The organism is Nocardioides okcheonensis, from assembly GCF_020991065.1.
GTDB classification, from domain to species: domain Bacteria; phylum Actinomycetota; class Actinomycetes; order Propionibacteriales; family Nocardioidaceae; genus Nocardioides; species Nocardioides okcheonensis.
In genome coordinates this window covers 589,558-611,073 of the sequence record NZ_CP087710.1, presented here as the reverse complement: position 1 = coordinate 611,073, position 21,516 = coordinate 589,558, and the positions used below count along the sequence as shown (strand labels likewise).

The window sequence follows — 21,516 nt, the reverse complement described above, 5'->3', positions numbered from 1 at the left end:
GGCCGTGAGGGACATCCCCCGTTTCGGCGTCGTCCGGCGGGTCCTCGCGTTGTCACTGCTGGTCCTGCTGGCCGTGGTTGGGGTCCCGGCGTCGCTCGCGCCCGCGGAGGCGGCGGTCATCGACAGTTTCGCGAAGGTCTTCTCGGCGCAGACCAACGGCAGCATCCAGGTCATCGGCAACGCGCTGATGACCTGCCAGGCGGCCGGCGCCACCAACGGCGCCAACTGCGCCAACTCGCTGGCCGGCGCGGGCGCCGGCAGCTCGGGAAACAACAACCTGTTCATGGTCAACCTCGACGCCGACGCCGACGCGAGCACGACGAACTCGTCGCGGGCGCGGCTGACGCTGCCGGTCGGTGCCACCGTGCTTTTCGCCGGGCTGTACTGGTCGGCCGCCACCTCGACGGGGGCAGGCGGGGGAGCGCCGGCCCCCGCCGGCCGGAACCTGAGCCTGCGCACGCCCGGCTCGGCGACGTACCAGCGCCTGGCTCCGCAGACCCTCAACGCCTCGCCCCAGGCGAGCGCCGACTTCCAGGCCTACCGCGACGTGACCGCTCTGGTGCAAGCCGCCGGCTCGGGCGACTACTGGGCCGGCAACATCTCGGCCGCCACCGGCCGCGACCGGTACGCCGGCTGGAGCCTCGTGGTGGCGGTGGCCGACCCGAACGCGCCGCTGCGCGACCTCTCGGTCTTCAACGGATACGCCGTGGTGACCGGCAATCAGGTCGTGGACACCACGATCTCCGGGTTCCTGACGCCGCCGACCGGACTGGTGAACGCCAAGATCGGCGCGGTCACCTTCGAGGGCGACCAGCAGCTCACCGGCGACTTCTTCACCGTCAACGGGTTGCGGCTCTCCGACGCGGGCAGTCCGCAGGACAACTTCTTCCAGAGCCGGATCACCGACCAGGGCGCCGAGGTCACCGATCGCACGCCCGCCAGCGTCAACAACCTCGGGATGGACGCGAAGGTCGTCGATGCCGCGGGGTCGATCCCCAACGGCGCGACCTCGGCCGCGCTGCGGTTCGGCACGTCGGGCGACACCTACTACCCGACGGTGCTGACGACCCAGGTCGACCTCTACGCCCCCACGATCGTCGGCACCAAGGACGTGCTCAACCTCGCCGGCAACACCCCCGCACAGGTCGGCGACACCCTGGAGTACACCCTCACGTTCAGCAACGTCGGCGACGACACCGCCACCAACGCCGTGATCAGCGACCAGCTGCCGGCCAACGTCAGCTACGTCCCCGGCAGCCTGCGCGTCACCGGAGGCGCCAACCAGGGCACCAAAACCGATGCCGCGGGCGACGACCAGGGCGAGTACGTCGCGGGCACCCGCACCATCCGGGTGCGGGCCGGGCCCGGGGCGACCGCGACCCAGGGCGGCACGCTGGTGAAGAACGCCTCGCAGACCGTCAAGTTCCGGGCAACGGTGGACCTCCCGGCCACGGGCACGACTCTGGTCAACGACGCCGACCTCACCTACCGCGCGGCCACGCTCGGCACCGACTTCACCTACACCACCGCGGACGTCAGCACACCGGTGGGCGAGCTCGCCGACGTCGGCATCGCCAAGACCGCCAGCCCCGATCCTGTGGCCGCGGGCGACCTGCTGACGTACACGCTGACGGTGACCAACGACGGTCCCAACCCCGCCGTCGCGGCGACCGTCACCGACTCGTTGCCCGACGACGTCGTCTTCGTCTCGGCGACCTCGACGCGGGGCACGTGCGGCCAGGCCGGCGGCGTCGTCGACTGCGCCCTCGGCACCCTGCCCAACCCCAGCACCACCACCCTCACGATCGTGACCCGGGTGGTGTCCGGCTTCACCGGCACCGGTCTGGCCAACGTCGCCGCGGTCACCGCAGCGACCTCCGACCCCGACCCGTCCGACAACCAGGCCGTGGCCACCTCCTCGGTCGTGCGCAGCGCCGACCTCCAGCTCACCAAGAGCGCCACCCCGGCGGCACCGGCCCCCGGCCAGGACGTCACCTACACGCTGACCGTCACCAACACGGGGCCCTCGGACGCCCGCGCGGTCGTGGTCGAGGACAGCCTGCCGGCGGCGTACACGTCCGCGACGGCCATCGCCAGCGCGGGCACCTGCGTGGTCAACGGCGGCACCGTCCGCTGCACGGTCGGCACCCTGGCGCCCGGAGCCACCCTCGCCGCGACCGTCACGGCGAGGCTCGACCCGGCGTACGCCGGCGGCGCGATCACCAACGACGCCGCCGTCAGCGCGACCACACCCGACCCCGTGCTCGGCAACAACAACGACACCGCCACGGTGACGCCCGGTCCGGCGCGGGCGGACGTCTCGGTCGAGAAGCAGACCGTCACCTCGCCCGTCGTCCCAGGCCTGCCCGTCACCTACACGATCACCGTGCGCAACGCGGGTCCGTCCGACGCCCAGGACGTGACGATCGCCGACGACCCACCCGCCACCCTGTCGGGAGTCTCCGCGTCGCCCAGCCAGGGCATTTGCACCGCGGCGATCGCCTGCGACCTAGGCGTCGTGCCCGCGGGCAGCACGGCCACCGTCACGATCACCGCCACCGTGGCAGCGGGCGCCACCGGCACGCTGTCCAACACGGCCACCGTCGACTCGCCGACCGACGTGACCCCCGGCAACAACGGCTCCACCACCACCGACCCGCTCGCGGCGCGGGCCGACCTGTCGATCGTCAAGACCGCGACACCCAACCCGGTCGTCAACGGCAGCAACGTCACCTACACCATCACCGTCACGAACAACGGCCCGTCGGCGGCGCAGGGCGTTACCGTCGCCGACACCGTGCTGACCCCCCTCGGGCTGGTGTCGGCGACCTCGTCGCAGGGCACGTGCACCACCGGCACGGCCACCGTCGACTGCCCCCTCGGAACCATCGCCGACGGCGCCAGCGCGAGCGTCACCGTGGTGGCCTCCACGCCGCCCGGGGGCGGCGCCGACGGCGTGCAGAACACCGCCACCGTGGACGCCACCACCCCCGACCCCGACGACGGCAACAACTCCGCCACCAACACGCTCAGCACGTCCGCGCTGGCCAACATCCGCATCACCAAGACGGTCAGCCCGGCCGCGGTGACCGTCGGCGACGAGCTCACATGGACCCTGACGGCCGAGAACCTCGGCCCCTCCGACGCAGGCGGCGTCGTGATCACCGACACCGTCCCCGACTCGATCGCGATCCTGTCCGTCAGCCCCGTGGGGTGCGGGGCGACCGGCCAGCTGGTCACCTGTCCAGTCGGCGCGCTCGCGGCGGGGGCGACGTCCGTCGTGACGATCCAGGGACGGGTGCTGCCGAGCGCCGATCCCGGCGCCCTGGCCAACACCGCCGAGGTCACCTCGACCACGCCCGCTGACCCGACCACCTCCGACAACACCTCGACGGCCACTGCCCAGGTGGCTACGTCGGCCGACCTGGTGCTCGGCAAGTCCGCCCCCGCGACGCGGACGGCGGGGGAGCAGCTCACCTACACCCTGACCGTGACCAACCCGGCCGGTCCCGGGGACGCCCGGGACGTCGTGGTCACCGACCAGCTCCCCGCAGGGTCGACGTTCGTCAGCAGCCCCGACTGCGTCCTGCAGCCCGACTCCGCGACGACCGTGCGCTGCGCGATCGGCACCCTCGCCAGCGGTGGCACACGCGAGCTGGCGGTCGTGGTCGCGGTGGGTGCCGACGTGCTCGGTGGCACGGTGCTGACCAACGACGCCGTGGTCTCCTCCTCCACGCCCGACCCGACCCCGGGCAACAACGACGCCTCCGTCGACACGACCGTCGCCGCCAGCGCCGACCTCTCGGTGACCAAGTCGGTCGACCCGACGAGGCTGGTCGCGGGGGTCGAGGCGGTGTATGCCCTCGTCGTGACCAACGACGGACCGTCCGACGCGCGCGACGTCGAGGTGGCGGACGTACTGCCTCCGGGTGTTGACCTCGTCGCCGCCACCTCGTCGGCCGGCACCTGCCTGGGCACGGCCACCATCACGTGCACCCGGCCCGTCCTCGCGGCCGGTGCCACCTGGACCATCACGATCCGCGTGCTGGTCGCCCCGGCGGCCGTCGCCGACCAGACGAACGCCGTGAAGGTCTCCTCTGCGACGCCGGACCCGGCGCCGGGCAACAACGACACCAGCCTGACCAGCCCGGTGGACGCGGCGGGTGACCTCGCCGTGGCGAAGACCGCGGCACCCGAGCCGCTCGTCCCTGGCCAGCAGGTGACCTACACGCTGACCGTGGTGAACTTCGGGCCGGCCACGATGACCGCCGTCGAGCTCAGCGACGACCTGCCCGGCGCCCTCTCCGAAGCGACGGCGTCCAGCACCCAGGGGTCCTGCTCGGTCTCGTCGGGCGCCGTGTCGTGCCTGCTCGGGGCCATCGGTCCGGACGAGTCCGTGGTCGTGACGGCGACGGCCCTGCTGGACGCGGCGTACGCCAGCGCCACCCTCACCAACCTGGCCTCGATCACCAGCCCGACACGTGACACCGACCCGTCCAACGACGCCGACGACGTCGAGAGCACAGTCGTGCCGAGCGTCGACCTGCGGATCGACAAGCGCTCCGAGGCCGACCCCGTCTCTCCGGGTGAGACCTACGACTACACGCTGTCGGTCCAGAACGCCGGCCCGTCGGTGGCGCGCGACGTCGTCGTCACCGACACCCTGCCACCGGCGCTCACGGTGATCTCCGCTTCCGTCGGTGGCACAACTTGCGGCGTGGCGGGCCAGACCGTCGCCTGTCAACTGGGGGACGTCACCGCCGGCCCGGTGCTCGTCACGGTGCGGGTCCGGCTCGCGTCGAGCTTCACCGAGACGACGATCGCCAACACCGCGACGGTCTCTTCGCCCACCGACGACCCCGACCGCAGCAACGACAGCGACACCGTCGAGGTGCCCGTGGTGGCATTGGCGGACCTCGCCATCGCCAAGACCCGGACCACCCCCGCGCCTTCCAGCCCGGTCGTCCCCGGTAAGGGGGTGACCTGGCGGCTCGGCGTGGTCAACAACGGTCCGGCGCCGGCGGCCGAGGTGCTCCTCACCGACCAGGTCGACCCGGCCCTCACCGGCGTCACCGCGACGTCGGTTGCCGGTCCGTGCGCGGTCTCGCCCGAGAATCTCGTGACGTGCGATCTCGGCACCCTCGCGCCCGGCGCCGGCGCGATCGTGACGGTGAGTGCCGGCGTACCGCAGGGCTTCCTCGGCGTGCTCGCCAACACCGGCGCCGTGTCCTCGACCACCGTCGACCCCGACATCACCGACAACACCAGCACCGTCAGCGAGGCCGTCGGCCCGACCGCCGACGTCGCCGTCATCAAGGCGCGGACCTCGGGCCCGATCGTGCCCGGGCAGCCGGTGAGCTGGCGGGTCGAAGTCACGAACGCCGGACCCTCCGTCGCCCGCCGGGTCCGGGTCACCGACGACCTCGTGGACGCGCTCACGGGCGTCACGGCGACCGGCCCGACCGGCACGACCTGCGGCGTCGCTGCGGGCAACGCCGTCGCCTGCGAGATCGGCGACCTCGCCCCCGGGGCGGCCGCGGTCGTCATCACCATCGGCGCGACGGTTCCGCCGGCCTATCTCGGTGCGCTGGACAACACAGCCGTCGTCAGCTCGCCGACCGACGGCACGCCCGCTAACAACGAGGCCACCTCGACGGGCACGGCCCAGCCGTCGGCCGACCTGGCGCTCACCAAGGAACGCACCTCGCCCGCCCCGGTCCCCGGTGGCGAGGTCGTGTGGGCGATCCGCGTCAGCAACGCCGGGCCGTCGACCGCCCGAGGGGTCGTGGTGACCGATGACGTCGACGACGCGCTCACCGGCGTCGACGTCCAAGGGCCCGAGGGCAGCGACTGCCGGACAGGAGCCGGCAACCGCGTGCGGTGCACGCGGGCCGACCTGCCGCCCGGTGCGACCGTCGAGATCGAGGTCCGGGTCAAGGTGCCCGAGGGCTTCGCGGGCGCGCTGTCCAACTCCGCCGAGGTCACCACCGAGACGCCCGACCCGCAGCCCGGCAACAACACCGACTCGGTGACCGACCAGGTCCGGGCCCGCGCCGACCTCCGCCTCGTCAAGACCACCGACGACACCTCGGTCGATCCCGGCGACGCGGTCACCTATCGGATCACGGTGAGCAACGACGGGCCAAGCAGCGCGACCGAGGTGATGGTCACTGATCCGCTCCCCGGCGCACTCACCCTGGTCTCGGTGACCACCAGCCGGGGCACCTGCAACGACCAGCAGCGGTTGCGTTGCCGGATCGACTCACTGGCGGTCGGCGGCGAGGTCGGCATCGTGATTCGGGCCCGGGTGGCTCAGGACGCCAACGGCACCGTCGCCAACTCCGCCGACGTCGAGGCCGCGACGACCGACCCCACGCCCGGCAACAACGCCGACACGGCGGCCGTCGACGTGTCGGACCAGGACGACGTCACCGGAGGCGACCCTCTGCCCCCCACCGGCCTCGCCGCGTGGACCGTGCCGGCCATGACCACCGGACTCGTCTGCCTCCTCGCCGGCCTGCTGCTGTGGCGGCGCGGCCGGCGTCCCCTGTAGCCGGGCCTTCCTCCGATGCACCGCGCGCGCCCGGTGGCCAGGCTCAGTCCGTGATGTCGATGGTGCCGTCGTCCGCGACTGGGAAGCCTGGCGCGAAAGCGGCCTCCCAGATATGTCCGTCCGGGTCTGCGAAGTAGCCGGAGTACCCGCCCCACTCGGCTCGGCTGGCTGGCTTGACCAGTGCGGCTCCAGCCTCGAGTGCGTGCGCCAACGCATCGTCGACCGCCTGCTCGTCGCCGAAGTTCAGCGCCAGCGTGACTCCGCGGTAGAGGGGCGGGGGCTCGGCGGCCGGCACACCGATGTCGGCGGCCAGGTCCGCGTGCCCGAACAGGCCGATCCAGGTGCCGGAGGTGCGGAACCACGTGATGCCGGCGGACGGGTCCCCGCGTTGCTCCCAGCCCAGCCTGCGGTAGAAGGCCGCCGATCGGTCGAGCTCGGCGACCCCGAGCGTGACGATGGTGAAGTTGGGCGCGACACTCATGGAGCCATGGTGAACGACTCCTTGGCAGGGCCGGTCCCGGGAAGCCGGCCACAGTCGCAGGCGGTGATCGGTGCGGGACGGGCTCGCGGAGCGTGCCGGTGCGGGATGGGCTCGCGGAGCGTGCCGGTGCGGGATCCCGTATTGGTCACGCTCCGCGTGACGATCCCGCACCGGGTCGCTCCGCAAGCCCATCCGTCGGCGGGTCGGTCAGCGGGCTGACCGCATACGCTGAGACAATGACGCGCATGTGGGACCCGACGACAGCCGGGTTGCTGCGTCTGCCGTCCGGTCGATCTGTCCGGGGTCGTGCGCTGCGTCGACCGTTGCCCGACGGAGAGCGTCCGGACTTCGGGTTGTACTTGCTCGGCAAGCCTCCGGGGCCGATGCGTTGGGAGGAGCGGTGGGTTCGCTGGCCGGACTTCTGGCTGCCAACTGACCAGGGAGACACGCTGGGGGCGCTGCGTGAGGCTTGGGCCCGTGCGGCGGAAGAGCGGGTCGAGGTCGCCTGCGGTGGCGGACGCGGTAGAACGGGCACTGCCCTTGCTTGCCTTGCTGTTCTGGACGGCGTACCCGTCGACCAGGCTGTTGGCTTCGTCCGCGAACACTACGACGCTCGGGCGGTCGAGACGCCCTGGCAGCGGCGCTACGTCGCGCGAGTCAGCACCGCGTTTCGATAGCCGCTGACCGATCGGTCAGTAGCAAGCGCCGCGAGCCCATCCCGCACCGGGTCGCTCCGCCAGCCCATGGGCTTGCCCACCGGTTCCGTCGATCCCGGCACGGTTGACGTGCCGCGGACTTGACCTGCGCCTGTCTAGGCTCGGGGGAAGGTGACGGTGAATTCCGCGCCGACCGGTGTGTTGGGTCGATACTCGATGGTGCCGCCGTTGAGGCGCACCAGCTCGCGGACCATGTAGAGACCGAAGCCCGTGCTCGACGGGGGCGAGCCGCGCGTGCCGCCAGCTCGCGCGAACCGGTCGAACAGGTACGGCACGAACGACTTAGCTACGCCTGGGCCGGAATCGGCGATCCGCATCCGCACCGCGTGCTTGTCCGCTTCGACCGTGACCACCACCGGGGGAGACCCGTAGCGGGCTGCGTTGCTGAGCAAGTTGCCCAGGATCTGACGCAGGTGGAACGGGTCGACCGCGACGGTGCCATCGTTCCGCACAGTCAGGCGGGGCTCGACGGCGTACAACTCAGAGGCCAGGGCCTCGGCGACCAGGGTGGCCAACCCGCCACGGCGCGGATGCACCTCGATCTCACCCGAGTCCACGTTGATCATCGACAGCATGCCGACAAGCATCTGGTCCATGCGCTCGACCGCTGCCAACGCCCTGGTCACGTTCGCCCGGGGCCATGCGTCATCAGTATCGCCGTTCCACGCGTGCTCGATCTCGTCGAGGAGCGCCTGGACGATGGTGAGCGGTTGGCGCACGTCGTGTCCGAGCATCGCAATGAGGTCGGAGTAGCGGCGGTTGGCCGATTCTAGTGCGTCAAGGGCCCGCACCCGGTCGGTGATGTCGGTGATCAGAGCGAACAAGCCCGCCACGCGACCGTCGACGATGTCGGGACTGTAGGAGACTTCGGTGTGGCGGCTGGCGCCAGTCGCGTCCAGCAGGGTGCGCAGAAAGGTTTGCCTCTCGCCGGCCAGCGCCGCCTGTAGGTGTGGCAGGTTGGCCTGAAACACGTCCACGCCGAGGACCGCGGAGAAGTGCCGGCCGCGCAGATCGTCGGACGAACGGCCGACGAAGGCACAGTAATCGGCGTTGGCTATCACCAGACGAAGGTCGCTACTCCAGTAGGCCACCATCCCCGGGAGCTGATCCACCAACCGCCGCAGCAATTGTACGTCGGTACGAGGCCCGCCGGCGTTGCTCTCGTCGGCGTTATGCCGATCGGCGCTGTCCTCGCTTGACTCCATACCCGAGACCCCTTGCAATTGACCGGTTTCGACGAGCGTAGGCGATCTGGCAGCCGGATTTTGCCACCATCCCTCAACCGCCCGTTGACATCGCCTGGAACTCGATCCGAGGCGCGACTTTCCTTCGCCATGGACGCTGATGGAACCGGCCCGTCGAGGCAGGCCCGGTGCTCAACCTGCACATACCCTGTGAGTGGAGGAGGGAGATCCGTGGTCTCGGACAGCTCGCGCTCAGGAGCCAACCCTAGACGGGTAGTGGTACGCCCCGGTGCGCAATTCATTCTGACACACGCACATGGCACGCGCTCCGGGCGCCGCGGCTCTCAAACGCTTGTACGCCTGAACGGTCGCCTGCTCTGGGTGGCGAGTCACCGCGTGAGTCCCGTCGATCCGGATGACTCACCGGGTCCACCGCGCTAACGCATCGGACTACCGACCAACCCGCCCGGGGCTTCGCACCGTTCACTCCGCGAGCCGATCCCTCTGTGCGCGCGTCCCGCGCGACGATTGGCACGCGGAGCGTGTCACAGCGGGATCCTGAAGCGGTCGAGAACGGCATCGGATTCCCGAGTCCACCTCCACTCGCGACGACCAACTGTCCGCTGAACCACCGCGCACAATTCGCGATCAGTGGAGTGCAGACTTGGCGGAGGCGTGACACATTGCAACACCAGATTGCTGTCATTGAAGTGCGCCGGCCACACACCACGGATAAGGAATCATAGCCATGACTGGCATGACTGTTCGCCGTTTCGGGCTAGTGACAAGCGCGGCTTTGCTATCGCTGGCCGCAGCCCGGGGCTCTCTCGCCTGCGTCGGGTCATCCAACCGTCACTAATCGTAGTGTGCACTACGATGCTCCGACAGGTGTCGGCGCGTCCAGTATCAGTATGAGCAGAACGGGTACTACACCGCAAAGCGCTGCTTCTCTGGGATCTCCCGGTATTACTGGTTCAATGCACGTGCGCCGTCTTGATGAACGTTCCGCGTTGACCTACGCATGAAGTGGCTACACGGATCGGTTCTGACATCAACTTGTCTCGCCTTCCCCCACGATTGCACCATCGCGCACGCTGCAACCCGTCGATGGCGACAGCAGTTGGAAGCGACCGGCCTCGTCAAGGAGCAATCGTGCAGCCACTGTCCGCGAGAAGGTGCTCGAGGCGGGTCGCCCACTTCCCGCCTTCACCCGAACGGCGGCTACGGGGACCAGGTAGACCAGCGACCGCCCGGTTCAGAAGTCCGTCGGAACCGATACGTGGTCGTGGAACATCAGCCTCACGCGCGCGGTGCGCGTCACTTCCTCAACCCGCCACCCGCGGGAGTCCGACGTCGATCGCCTGCTCGGCAACGATCCGGTTCAGCCGCGCGTTCTCAACCTCCAGCGCCTTGAGCCGCTGAGCCTCGTCCCTCCTTCAGCGCCCCGTACTTTGATGCGCCGCCGATAGAACGTCTGCTCGCTGATCTCGAGCCACCTGCCACCAGCGCTCTTGAACATCCGAGCATTCACAGAAACGATGGGCCGGAAAATGGGGGGCAGGACACTCGGTTAAGGCCGGCTCCGGCGGTGGCAACTCCGACAGCGTGCATAACCTCTCCGCTTGAAGGGACGGCTGTGCGATCAGGTCACGCGTCGCGTTTTATCGCCAGCACAGGAGCCGGCGCATGTTTAGGAGCAGGGGGTGACGGTCTTGTCGTAACTCACGAGAAGACCCCGCTCGAAATGGTAACTCTTTGTGGGGTAGGTGTTGAGACACACGTCGGGAGCCGCGGAAAGGATTACCTTCACCTGTAGCGGAGTGGAACAGTTGTTCTTTATCGTCACGTTTAGGATTCCCGCGTCGCGCCACACCGTACGAGCAATACAAGCGGGTGCCGTTCCAACCGCCTGGGCGGCTGGCGCGAACACCACGCCTGCAAGCGAAACAACTGCTGCTGCAGCGAAGGCGACGGCGGCCCGTCGAGTCGACCGTGAAGTACGCATAGGACTGCTCCCGATGAAGGTAGAGGTCAGGTCCCTCGACGGTCGCTCCTCGACACCGCGGATGTCAACGTCGGCGCCCGTCCCTCGGTCGGTTGACCCGAGTGGTGTGTCCGGGGTCCGGCGGAGTTGGATTAGTGGATTTTCGTGCTGCACGAGCCCTCAGGAGGGGTGGCATGGGACGACGCGGGTACCCGCCAGAGTTCAGGCGCAAGGTCCTCGATCTGTTGGAGTCTGGACGCAGCGTGGCCCATGTGGCCCGCGATCTACAGATCAGCGACCAGTCGATCTAGAGCTGGCGTCGACAAGATCGCATCGACCGCGGCCTCGTACCGGGTTGACCAGTGCCGAGAAGGCCGAGCTGATCGCAGCGCGCAAGCGCTTCGCTGACTAGAGACAGAGTTGAAGACCACCCGGCGTGCGATGGAGCTGGTCCGCGAGGTGGTGCCCCCAAAGGCGGGTCGAAGCGATCGCGGTGATGACAACTGCGTCGCTGCCGGTCGATGTCGCCTGCCGGGTCTTGGACGTCTCGGTCTCGGGCTACTACGCCTGGCGCGGCCGCCCTCCCAGCGGACCATCCGGCACGCCTGACTCAGCGATGTGGTCCGCGAGGTCCTTGCGGCCTCGGTGGATTTACGGATCACGCCGGATCCACGCCGAGCTGGTGCTAGGACATGAGATCGCGGTGAGCCATGGCCAGGTCGAGAGAGGTCTACCGAGAGTTGTTCTGGCCTTGTCGCACCGGCGTCGTGTGCGTGACGTCGAGGATCTGACCGGTCGCAGTGTCCATCAGGATGTTCTTGGGCGCGTCTGACCGCAGGAGGCCGCCCCGCCCGGGTGTTGTGCTCGTGACGTTGAGGACCTGACCGGTCGCGGCGTCCATCAAAATGGTCCTGGGGGCGTCCGAGCGGAGGACGTTGCGCTCGTCCCACCTCAACGTGCTCGTTCCGTCTGGAGCTACCGCAAGAGAGCTTGCGGGCGTCGATGCGAAGACCACGATCGTGGAGATGACTGCAAGTGGCCGATGGCACTTCACGGGACGGTTCCTATTCTGTCCGAGGTGATGAAGGAGAGGCTCAGCGAACACGATCACATTAATCATGTCCGGGACCTCGCGAGCAGTTTCGCAGCCTGGCTGTGAGAGGGCCCTGAAGCAACGCCGCGTGTCTAGGGGACATTCGCAGTTGGCCCGATGGAGCGCCCGGACGGGAGTCCGGCGACTGGGTCGTCACGAGTCGGCGTGACCCCTGTTGCGGCTTTGTTGGGCACTGGCCAGGCGGTAGGAGTGGCTGCCGGTTTCGATAATGTTGCCGCCGTAGGTGAGGCGGTCGATGATCGCGGCGCACAGGCGGGAGTCGGTGAAGGTGTTGGTCCAGCCGCAGAAGGACTAGTTGGAGGCGATCGCGACGGAGTTCTTCTCCTCGCGCTCGGTGAGGACTTGGAAGAGGAGTTCGGCCCCGCGGCGGTCGAGTTTCATGTAGCCGAGTTCGTCGATCATCAGCAGGTCGATGCGGCCGTAGCGGGCGATGGTGCGGGCAAGTTGCTTGTCGTCGGCCGCTTCCACCAGCTCGTTCACCAGCCGGGTGGCCAGGGTGTACCTGACCCTGAACCCCTTCTCGGCGGTCGCGGTGCCCAACGCGGTCAGCAGGTGGGACTTGCCGGTGCCCGAGTCCCCGATCAGGCACAACGGGTGACCCTTGCGGACCCAGTCACCGGTGGCGAGCTGGTGGATGGTGGCGGGGTTGATGTTCGGGTTGGCGCTGTAGTCGAAGTCCTCGAGGACCTTCGGCCGGGGGAATCCTTCTGCTGCGACTCTTCGGATGGTCAAGCGGCGGTCGCGGTCGTCGCATTCGGCCATGGAGTTCGGCGAGGAATCCGGTGTAGGTCAGCTGCTCTTGTTCCGCGGCGGCGAGGGCGTCGCCGACCAGGGCCCGGTTGGTGGGTAGTCGGAGTCGTCGACAGGCTTGGTCGACGGCGGTGGTGGCGGCTTCCTCAGTCAGTCCGCGGCGCCGGCGCAGGGTCGTGGTGACGTTGGTGGCGGTGCTTATGGGCGTGGTCCCTTCGCGAGGTCGGTGTCGGTGGCAGGGTGCGTGGCAGACCGAGCGTGTGGTTGCAGCCCGCACGATCAGCGACGCCATGGTCACCAATCAGGTCCGGGACCTCGCCTGGCAGGTCGATCACCAGGGCGTGCGCAGGATGTCACTCGAAGGCCTCTACGGCCGGCGGAAGATGGCTGCGCTCCTGCAGCGCACGACGCCGGGCACCTCGCCCGGAAGCGTAGATCGGGCGATGAGATCCCTTGGCCTGCGAGGGATCCGATGGTCCAGCGGGGATCCGGACCACGATCCCGGCCAGAGACGGCAACCGGGCCGGCGACCTGCTCGACCGCGACTTCACCGGGCGACGCGCCGAACCGGACCTGGGTCATGGACTTCACCTATGTCCGCACCTGGGCGGGGTCCATCTACACCGCGTTCGTCCTCGACGTGATCATCCAGAAGATCGTCGCTTGGAACGCGGCACCCACCAAGGCCGTCGAGTTCGTAGACGTGCCGCTACGGATGGCGTTGTGGCAGTGCGGCCGTGAGGGCAACCCGGTCGTGCCCGGCAAGTTGATCGGCCACGCGGATGCGGGGTCGCCCAGTACACGTCGATCACGTTCACCGACCATCTCGCCGACGAGGGCATCCGCCCCTCGATCGGGTCGGTGGCCGATGCCAACGACAACGCGCTGATGGAGTGCGTGATCGGGCTGTACAAGACCGACTGCATCCGCGCCACGGTCTTCCACACCGGCCCCTACCGGACCATCGGAGACGTCGAGTACGCCATCGCCGGGTGGGTCGACTGGCACAACAGGCGCCTGCACGGCACGCTTGGGATGATGGCTCCAGGGGAGTTTGAGCAAGCCCACTACGCGACTCTCTACCGAGAGCCGCAACCCGTACAGGAGCGGCGGAGAACCTTGGGCGCTTCGAAGACCTTGGTTTGCCCTGGGTTCGGTGGAGTGCCTTGGTCTGACGCGGGCTTGGCTACGGTCGAGGGAGTGCACGGAGCCGGTGGCGCAACACCTCGAGATTGTCCGAGGCGGGGTCGCTGATGACAGTTATGGCCCGGGGCAGATATCGCTCTACGGCGGCTGGAATTGAGCTGCGCAGCAGCGCGAGGTCATCTGGGTCTGGCAGCACGACTACGACGTCAGGTTGGAATCTGGTGAGGCAGGCGATCGTTTCCGCGGTCGTGTGTGCGGCCGCGAGACACCTAAGGCCCGGCTCTGCGTCCACGAAGCGTGTGAGCAAGTCGGTCAGTACGGCGTGGGGGGCGACGATGAGCACACTCAGGAGGTCGATCACTGCCACCCTTGCCCGGACCGACCCCCGCTCAGGCCGATGGTAAGGCATCGCGGACGCACCTTGGTGCGGCCTGGTGGGATCGGTGGCGCGGATGTCGCGGACTTGGTGATTGCGCGACGAAGCGATTCGCGACAGACGACGTGCGTTGGTGAACGCCCATCGGCCTGAGACAGCAAGCCAGACCGCGCGCGGCCCGGGCCGCCAAGATGATGGGCGGTCGGTAGGGAACCTGGTCAGGCTCCCTTTCGATGTAGCGTGCTACGAGAGCGGGGCGCGCGCCTCCACACGCTGGGGATTGGCGCCCCGCTCGCCACGAGGGCCTGAACGACAGGATCGTGTGTTGCTGGACGATCTGGCGAGAGGACCCGGCCTCAGTCGGACGGTGCTCACTATTGCCAGCCTCGACACCCCACCGGCGTACCTCACTTCTATGGGCAAGCCAGCGCGGTTGGCGGCCATTGGTGCAGAACGCTTATCAAGCTTTCTCCTTTCGGAGAGCAAGCAGCTCGGCATCAGTTACGGAGCACTCCGAGGCCACGCACCGTCCACCACCGCGATGAGAGCGTTCCAGTCGGCAGCGACGATTCCGTGCTGGCGATAGACGATCGTCAGTGAATCGGGTGTTCCGCAGACTGGGCAGTCCAAGCGCTGGCGATCGAGCATAGGTTTCAGGTATCCGCCTTCATCGATCCGAACGACGAGCCCGACGCGGTGAAGGCAGAATGTCCGTGCGGGCGCCGTCGAGATGGTCGGCCACGGCGGGGAGCTTCTCGCTCAGGGCGTCCACGACGCGAACTGGGCGTGGACCGCCTCAGCGTCGGGCTGGTCGTGGATTGAGTGCAACAGGGCCTTGACCCAGCCCCAGCTGGACTTCGGAGTCGCGGACATCAGATTCGCGGCGTAGTGCGTGCGACACCGCTGCCGCGACGCGCCGGCCAGCGTGGCGGCGATCGCCGCGGTCAGTCCGCGGTGGGCGTCGCTGGTGACCAGCCGCACCCCGCGCAGGCCGCGGGCGGTGAGGTCGCGGAAGAACGCCAGCCAGCCGGCACCATCCTCGCGGGTGGCGACCTGGACGCCGAGGATCTCTCGGTGCCCGTCGGCGTTCACGCCGGTCGCGACGAGCGCGTGGACCGGCACTACGCGACCACCCTCGCGGACCTTAAGCACCAGGGCGTCGTCAGCCACGAACGTGAACGGCCCAGGCCCGCCGTTGTTAGCAGCCAGCGAGCGGGTGCGGAATTCCTCGACGTGGGCGTCGGGTCCTTGGCCATCTCCGAGACCTGGGACTTGGACAAGCTGGTGATGCCGAGTGAGGCCACGAGTTTGTCCATCCGCCGCGTCGAGACCCCCAGCAGGTAACAGGTCGCCACCACGCTGGTCAGCGCCCGCTCGGCACGCTTCCTGCGTTCGAGGAGCCACTCGGGAAAGTAGGACCCCTGACAGAGCTTAGGGATCGCGACGTCCAGGGTTCCGGCGCGGGTGTCGAAGTCGCGCTGGCGGTAGCCGTCGCGACGGTTGACCCGCTCGGGGCGTGGTGGTGCCGTACTCGGCACCACAGACCGCGTCGGCCTCAGCGGACAACAGCGTTGACTGTGACAGGTTGCTCTAGCCCCACCGTGACGGTCTGATCTGGCCCCATGGGCGACGCGCCGGGGTGGTTGTGACGGTTTGATCTGGCTCCACCCAAGCCTTGGTTCCACCTGATGGTTCTCGAGGACGGGTGGGGTTGGGATGGGATCACGTGTGGAGTTGTCGGCCGCGATACGCCGGGACGCGCGGATCGAGGAGCTGTCGATCCGGGAACTGGCGCGTCGTCACGGGGTACACCGGCGCACGGTGCGCCAGGCACTGTCGGCGGCCGAACCGCCACCGCGGAAGACGTCGATCAGGTCGGCGCCGCGGCTCGATCCGTACAAGGACCTCATCGACGCCATGCTGCGCACCGACCTGGACGCCCCGAGGAAGCAGCGGCACACCGCGCCCCGGATCCTGGCCCGACTGGTCGAGGAACACGCCGCAGACGGCTTGTCGTACTCCCCGGTGCGCGACTACGTCCGGGTCCGGCGCGCGCGCAGATCGACCGTGAGGCCGGCCGCCGGGTGGAGGCATTCATCGCCCAGCACCATGGCCCGGGCGAAGAGGCCGAGGTCGACTTTGGTGAGGTCTGGGTGGTGATCGACGGGGTGCGGACCAAGTGCCACATGTTCGTGCTGTGGCTCTCGCACTCCGGCAAGGCCATCCACCGGGTCTACCCGACTCAGGCGCAAGAGGCGTTCCTGCAGGGCCACGTCGAGGCGTTCGAGGCGATCGGCGGCGTCCCGACTCGCCACATCACGTATGACAACCTGACCTCTGCGGTCGGTGCGGTCATCCAGGGTCCCGGCCGGGCACGGAACGAGAACGACCGGTGGGTCCTGTTCCGTTCCCACTACGGATTCGACCCGTCTACTGCCAGCCCGGCCTCGACGGGGCGCACGAGAAGGGCGGCGTCGAAGGGGCGGTGGGCTGGTTCCGTCGCAACCACCTCACCCCGATGCCCGAAGTAGCCGACCTGGACGAGCTCAACGAGCGCATCAAGGGCTTGGGAAGCTGCAGACGAAGCCCGTCGGATCAGCGGCCACCTCCACACGATCGGGCACGACTTCGCCGCCGAACGACCGCAGCTGCGGCCGCTGCCCGCTGAGGCGTTCGACTCCGGCCTGGTGCTGCACCCGCGGGTGGACCGCTCGGCGATGATCACCGTCCGGATGGTCAAGTACTCCGTTCCCGCGCACCTGATCGGGCGCCGGGTCCGGGTTTCGTTGCGGGCCTACCGGCTGGTGGTGTTCGAGGGTCGCGCCGTGGTGGCCACCCACCCCCGGATCGCTGCCCGTGGTGCGCAACGAGTGGTGCTGGTCCACTACCTCGAGGTGGTGCGGTTCAAGCCCGGCGCGCTGCCCGGCTCGACCGCTCTCGCCCAGGCATGTGCCGCCGGTGTCTTCACGTCCGCCCACGAGGCGTTCTGGGCCGCCTCCCGCAAGGTCAACGGCGACGCCGACGGCACCCGCGAGCTGGTCGACGTCCTCCTCCTGCACCGGACCATGACCCACGACCAGGTCATCGCCGGCATCACCGCCGCCCTGAGCGTCGGCGCGGTGAGCGCCGACGTGGTCGCCGTCGAGGCACGCCGCGCCCCAGCCACCGAACTGGCGAGCGATCCGACGGCCGATCGCGTTAGTGGTGGGGCCACCTCGGATCGTCATCGCGGTGCACACGGTGGTGCACGTGAGCAACAAGTTGTCAGCGCGACCCAGCGGCGCCTGACCGACCCCGCCGCAGTGATCGCCGGCCTGCCACCCGACACCCGGCCACTGCCCTCGGTCGCCGCCTACGACGAACTCCTCCCACGACGCCGCACCCCCACCAGCCACGAAGCTGGGTCCGAACCGAAGGTGAGCACCTCATGAGCCCGACCACTACGGGAGCCTCCGTCACTCCGACCCTGCGGCGCCGCCGGGGCCTGACGGAGGAAGCCGCCGTCGCCGCCGTGGACCAGGCGTGCCCCTGGCTGCGGCTACCCACGATCCGAGCTCTGGTCGACGAGGCCCTGGCGGTGGCGACCAAGGAGCAGCTGACCTACCAGGGGTTCCTGGCCGAGCTCCTCCTGGCTGAGGGCGACGACCGGGACCGTCGCTCCTCCATCCGGCGGGTCAAGCCGCCGGGTTCCCCCGCGACGAGTGGCTCGGCGACTTCGACTTCGACGCCAACACCGCCATCAACCCCGCGACCGTGCACAGGGGTGATCCGCTGTGCCTGATCGGGGGGCACGAAACTGGTCAACGAGCTCGTCGAACAGGGCTACCGCGTCCACCACACCCTGGACTCGGGCACCGGCAAGTCCCACCTCCTCATCGCCCTCGGCACCGCGGCCGCCGAACGAGCTCGCCAAGGGCGACTGGATCCGCGAAGCCGCCGACGACAAACTGCTCGCCAAGACCATCGCTCGCTGCGGCCGCGTCGACCTGCTGATGATCGACGAACTCGGCTACATGGATCTCGACCGCCGCGGCGCTGAGCTGCTCTTCCAAGTCCTCACCGAACGCGAGGAGAAGAACTCCATCGCGATCGCGTCCAACCAGTCCTTCTCCGGCTGGACCGACACCTTCACCGACCCCCGCCTGTGCGCAGCCATCGTCGACCGGCTCACCTACCACGGCACCATCATCGAAACCGGCACCCACTCCTACCGCCTCGCCCACGCCCGCTCGACGCTCACGTAGAGGCTCGAGTGCGGTCACGCGAGAGACAGCCTGCGTGACCACCGAATCTGGTCAGACACGACCCCGATCAGCAGGGGGCGGGTGGTGTGAACGTTTGCTCCTTGACCGGGGTCGCCGTCTTGAGTGCCTCAGCAAGGTCAGTGGTTGATTCCCCGACGAGTTGCTGACCCAGCGTCGGGAAGCCTGCATCGGCAGCGGCGGAACGAGCCTTTGCGATCGGTTGCTCAGAACCTTCGAATTCACCCTGACCGATGATTCCCTTGTCGTAGGGAATCACAGCGCCGGTTCCTAATGGGGCCCACTGTGCCGGCTCAACAGGATCTCCGTCGGCGCAGCGCGCTTCTTCCCACGAGACAGCGACTATGTACGTGTGCCCGACCTCGAGTCGTGGGGAGCCTTCAACGGCGAACTCTGTGCGGTCCTCGGTGTTGCCGTCGCTGTAGCTCCAGCCCCAGGCCACCCACGACAACTCCACGGGAGCCTTGCGGTCGGCCGCAGGGTTCGACCAGACGACATCGTCAACCTTGAAGGTGACTTCGCGGTTGATCAGACCTGACGCGGATGTGTCAGACGCCGCATCGGTTGGTTCGATGGTCCGCTCTGACGTGGGCGTCACAACCAGGACGTGGTCAGCGTAGGTGACCCAGTCCGCAGCTGTTGTGCTCGGAAGGCGGTCCTCTCCCATGCCCAACTTCACTTCGTCGTCATCGGCGACGTAGAAGGCCGTCGCCGCGGTCGCGCCGCATGCCAGGCCGAGAACGCATCCCGCAGCGATCAAAGACTTTTTCATCGGGTTCTTCTCAGTCAGTAGACGGCGTTGATCCGGTTGACCTGGTTAGGACCCGAGGCTGTTAGTGCCTACGGGCGTGGTCATGCATCCGAGGTCCGGGTCTGTCTGGGACGTTTGAGGAGAAGCGTTGGCTCCATGGAGGAGGCCGGCACCATGTCCCGCCTCATGGCAGGTGAGTCGAGTGGAGTAGACGCCGGCGCCGCGAATCCGGACGTAGTGCTGATCGCACTCGTACTTCGCCGCAGGGCTGTCGTCGTCACACCAAGTGACGCCGTCGGCCCCTGTACCGATCGCGCCTTCCTGCCAGATGAGGTCGGTCTCGGCTGTTCCGCTAAAGGTCGGGCTGTTGTCGTAAGAGACGTTGAGGTCCGTCGGGTCGTACTGGCTGTTCATGGCGTAGTTGACCGCTTGGCGGTCTTCCACTTCCAGCTCGAACTCGCCCGAGCTGTCCATGTAGAACGTCCAGCCGGCGTTGTCGGTGCGGCAGACCGTGCGGCCGCCGTTTGGCCCGCCGTTGACGCACGCGTTGTCGTAGTTGGAGTTTCCACCATGTTGTTGACGTTCACGGCGTAGGCAGCGATTCCCCACCCGAAGCTCATGCAGATGACGGTGCTGATGAGGAGGAGGGCGAAACCCCTTAATGTGTCCCGAGTTAATGTGTCCCGAGTCACATCCGGAGTTTGAGGCCCATTCGACTCCTCGTCAACCCTTCCGCGAACGGCTACCACGCAGCCCCCATCGGTAGCGCTTGGTGGGGCCATCTGGAGCCTTCACGGTGGGGCCAAGTGGGGTTGACAAGGTCAAATGACTGTGTCAACCCCGCTTGGCCCCATGATGGCGGCCCGAACTGGCCCCACTGGTTTGGGACCAAGGCAGGAACGAACGGATGCAGGGCGAGCAGAGTTGTTCGGCTGACCGGCGGACACCGATCAGCCGAACAACCGTCAGACGATGTGCGTGGGGCTCACGCGCCGAAGGGCACTAGGCAGAGGAAAAGGACCGCGGTTGCTGCGCCGACGTGGCTGAGGATCTGCATGCCGACCGACTGGCCGCGTTGACGGTGCACCAGGAATGCGGCGACCGCCACCGGGGCGTAGAGGGAGATCATGGCTGCGACGACGTTGCCCAAGGGCCAGGGGTCGAGGGACTCCGATGGAAGCAGCCGGGTGACAAGCACGCCCAGGATGAGGTAGCAGGTCACGGCCCAGACGAGGCCGATGGCGAGCAGGTGAGCGCCCCAACGTGAGCCGGTGGTGTTCTTGGGGCGATCCGTTGTTGTTGTGTCCACGCTCAGCACCTCTGAAGTCCTTGGCGGGCGATGGTGTTCTCATTCGTGTTGTTCAGGAAGCGCTGCCACTGCCGCTTGGCGATGGCGGCGTTGGCCGCATTCTGGGCGGCGCCGCGGTCCTTGATCACTCTCGCACTGACGTTGAGGTGCAGCCAGGGGCGGGTGCCCGAGCAGGTGGAATAGAACCTGAACGTGATCTCGGATCCAGCGCCGTCGAAGTGACCAGCCTGTGCCTCAAAGGTGAATCCTACGCCGGTGATCTGGGTGACCCGGACGGGCGCCGGCACTTCGATGAAGCTGAAAGGGCTGGCGTTGAGGTTGATCACCTGCGTGGTCGTCAGGTGGACCGGCGCGTTGCCGATGGGGAACGAGCAGTTGAAGCACCTGCGCAGCCAGGGCGGCTGTCCCCTGACGGTGCTTGAGAAGGACTTGATCGAACGCGCCGGTGGCACGCCGTACTCCGGTTCCTTTCTCGATCACTACATCTTCGGGATCCTCCTTCCCGACGGCACCCAGGCCTTCGTGTATGCGACCGATCTGGTGGTCATCTTCGCGACGTACGCCTTTGTGGTGTTGCGGCTGCGGCGGCGTGCGGTGCGGGGCGCCGGTGAGGGAGCCGTAAGTGTGAGCGCGGAGGTGACGCAGCGGGCCGTGCGCCTGCGGGAGGAACTCGTCGCTGCGACCGTCGCCGCGGTCGTGACCGTGGCCCCGACCGCGCACCACGGCTGATCAGCCCGCCTGCTCGGCTCGGCGACCGGGTTCCATAACCGGGACGGGAGAGACCACTCCTGATCACCAGCCGGGCAACGAGGCCCGGACCGACGACAACGGTGGTGATCAACATGGACGACCTTCTCATCCTCGTGGCAGTGGTGCTGTGGTTGAGTCTC

The 21,516-nt window shown here is 68.1% G+C and carries 10 protein-coding genes and 4 pseudogenes; 6 read left to right on the top strand and 8 right to left on the bottom strand.

All coding sequences use genetic code 11. The annotated features are described in order from the left end of the window. Positions 1-4 precede the first annotated feature (4 nt). Positions 5-6,553, top strand: a complete 6,549-nt coding sequence (locus LN652_RS02695) for a DUF7507 domain-containing protein (protein WP_230443167.1) — start codon at positions 5-7, stop codon at positions 6,551-6,553. 43 nt (positions 6,554-6,596) lie between these two features. On the opposite strand, the gene LN652_RS02690 is transcribed toward LN652_RS02695, so the two are convergent. Then, the gene (locus LN652_RS02690) at positions 6,597-7,034 is read right to left on the bottom strand and encodes a VOC family protein (protein WP_230443166.1); all 438 of its coding nucleotides are present in this window, start codon (positions 7,032-7,034) and stop codon (positions 6,597-6,599) included. A gap of 236 nt (positions 7,035-7,270) precedes the next feature. On the opposite strand from LN652_RS02690, the gene LN652_RS22120 reads away from it, so the two are divergent. Further along, positions 7,271-7,711, top strand: a complete 441-nt coding sequence (locus LN652_RS22120; protein WP_407941517.1) for a phosphatase domain-containing protein — start codon at positions 7,271-7,273, stop codon at positions 7,709-7,711. A 134-nt stretch (positions 7,712-7,845) separates the two neighbouring features. Here the strand turns inward: LN652_RS22120 and LN652_RS02685 are convergent, their stop codons facing one another. Both LN652_RS02685 and istB read right to left on the bottom strand, forming a co-directional pair. Beyond that, positions 7,846-8,955: a sensor histidine kinase gene (locus LN652_RS02685; RefSeq protein WP_230443165.1), complete on the bottom strand. Its 1,110-nt coding sequence runs from the start codon at positions 8,953-8,955 to the stop codon at positions 7,846-7,848. A 3,209-nt stretch (positions 8,956-12,164) separates the two neighbouring features. After that, positions 12,165-12,794, bottom strand: a pseudogene (istB, locus tag LN652_RS02680) (IS21-like element helper ATPase IstB). A gap of 230 nt (positions 12,795-13,024) precedes the next feature. Here istB and LN652_RS02675 point away from each other — a divergent pair. Further along, positions 13,025-13,883: pseudogene (locus LN652_RS02675) on the top strand (IS3 family transposase); the annotation flags it as partial. Positions 13,884-14,971: 1,088 nt separating this feature from the next. Here LN652_RS02675 and LN652_RS02670 read toward each other — a convergent pair. Further along, positions 14,972-15,879 (bottom strand): annotated as a pseudogene (locus tag LN652_RS02670) (IS256 family transposase); the annotation flags it as partial. Positions 15,880-16,020: 141 nt separating this feature from the next. On the opposite strand from LN652_RS02670, the pseudogene istA reads away from it, so the two are divergent. Further along, a pseudogene (istA, locus tag LN652_RS02665) lies at positions 16,021-17,735 on the top strand (IS21 family transposase). A 342-nt stretch (positions 17,736-18,077) separates the two neighbouring features. After that, positions 18,078-18,548 (top strand): ATP-binding protein, encoded by a 471-nt coding sequence (locus LN652_RS21985; RefSeq protein ID WP_329958452.1) that lies wholly within the window; start codon positions 18,078-18,080, stop codon positions 18,546-18,548. Between the two features lie 67 nt (positions 18,549-18,615). On the opposite strand, the gene LN652_RS02655 is transcribed toward LN652_RS21985, so the two are convergent. The 4 genes from LN652_RS02655 to LN652_RS02640 form a co-directional block, all read right to left on the bottom strand. Next, positions 18,616-19,338, bottom strand: coding sequence for a hypothetical protein (locus LN652_RS02655; RefSeq protein WP_230443164.1), 723 nt, complete (start codon positions 19,336-19,338; stop codon positions 18,616-18,618). 45 nt (positions 19,339-19,383) lie between these two features. Continuing rightward, a complete protein-coding gene (locus tag LN652_RS02650; protein WP_230443163.1) occupies positions 19,384-19,926 on the bottom strand; it encodes a hypothetical protein in 543 nt (180 codons plus the stop codon). Positions 19,927-20,302: 376 nt separating this feature from the next. Next, positions 20,303-20,635 carry a hypothetical protein gene (locus LN652_RS02645; RefSeq protein ID WP_230443162.1) on the bottom strand — a complete coding sequence of 111 codons (333 nt, stop codon included), beginning with the start codon at positions 20,633-20,635 and terminating at the stop codon, positions 20,303-20,305. Further along, positions 20,629-20,952: a hypothetical protein gene (locus LN652_RS02640; protein ID WP_230443161.1), complete on the bottom strand. Its 324-nt coding sequence runs from the start codon at positions 20,950-20,952 to the stop codon at positions 20,629-20,631. Before LN652_RS02640 ends, LN652_RS02645 begins: the two co-directional genes overlap by 7 nt. Before the next feature lie 49 nt (positions 20,953-21,001). On the opposite strand from LN652_RS02640, the gene LN652_RS02635 reads away from it, so the two are divergent. Then, complete coding sequence (locus tag LN652_RS02635) at positions 21,002-21,355, top strand: DUF2784 family protein (RefSeq protein ID WP_230443160.1); 354 nt, start codon at positions 21,002-21,004, stop codon at positions 21,353-21,355. Positions 21,356-21,516: the final 161 nt, after the last annotated feature.

Bases quoted from the DNA above. Each gene is read 5' to 3' on its own strand.
- LN652_RS02690 (WP_230443166.1), bottom strand. From the start codon at position 7,034: ATGAGTGTCGCGCCCAACTTCACCATCGTCACGCTCGGGGTCGCCGAG.
- LN652_RS22120 (WP_407941517.1), top strand. From the start codon at position 7,271: ATGACGCGCATGTGGGACCCGACGACAGCCGGGTTGCTGCGTCTGCCG.
- LN652_RS02685 (WP_230443165.1), bottom strand. From the start codon at position 8,955: ATGGAGTCAAGCGAGGACAGCGCCGATCGGCATAACGCCGACGAGAGC.
- LN652_RS02655 (WP_230443164.1), bottom strand. From the start codon at position 19,338: ATGAAAAAGTCTTTGATCGCTGCGGGATGCGTTCTCGGCCTGGCATGC.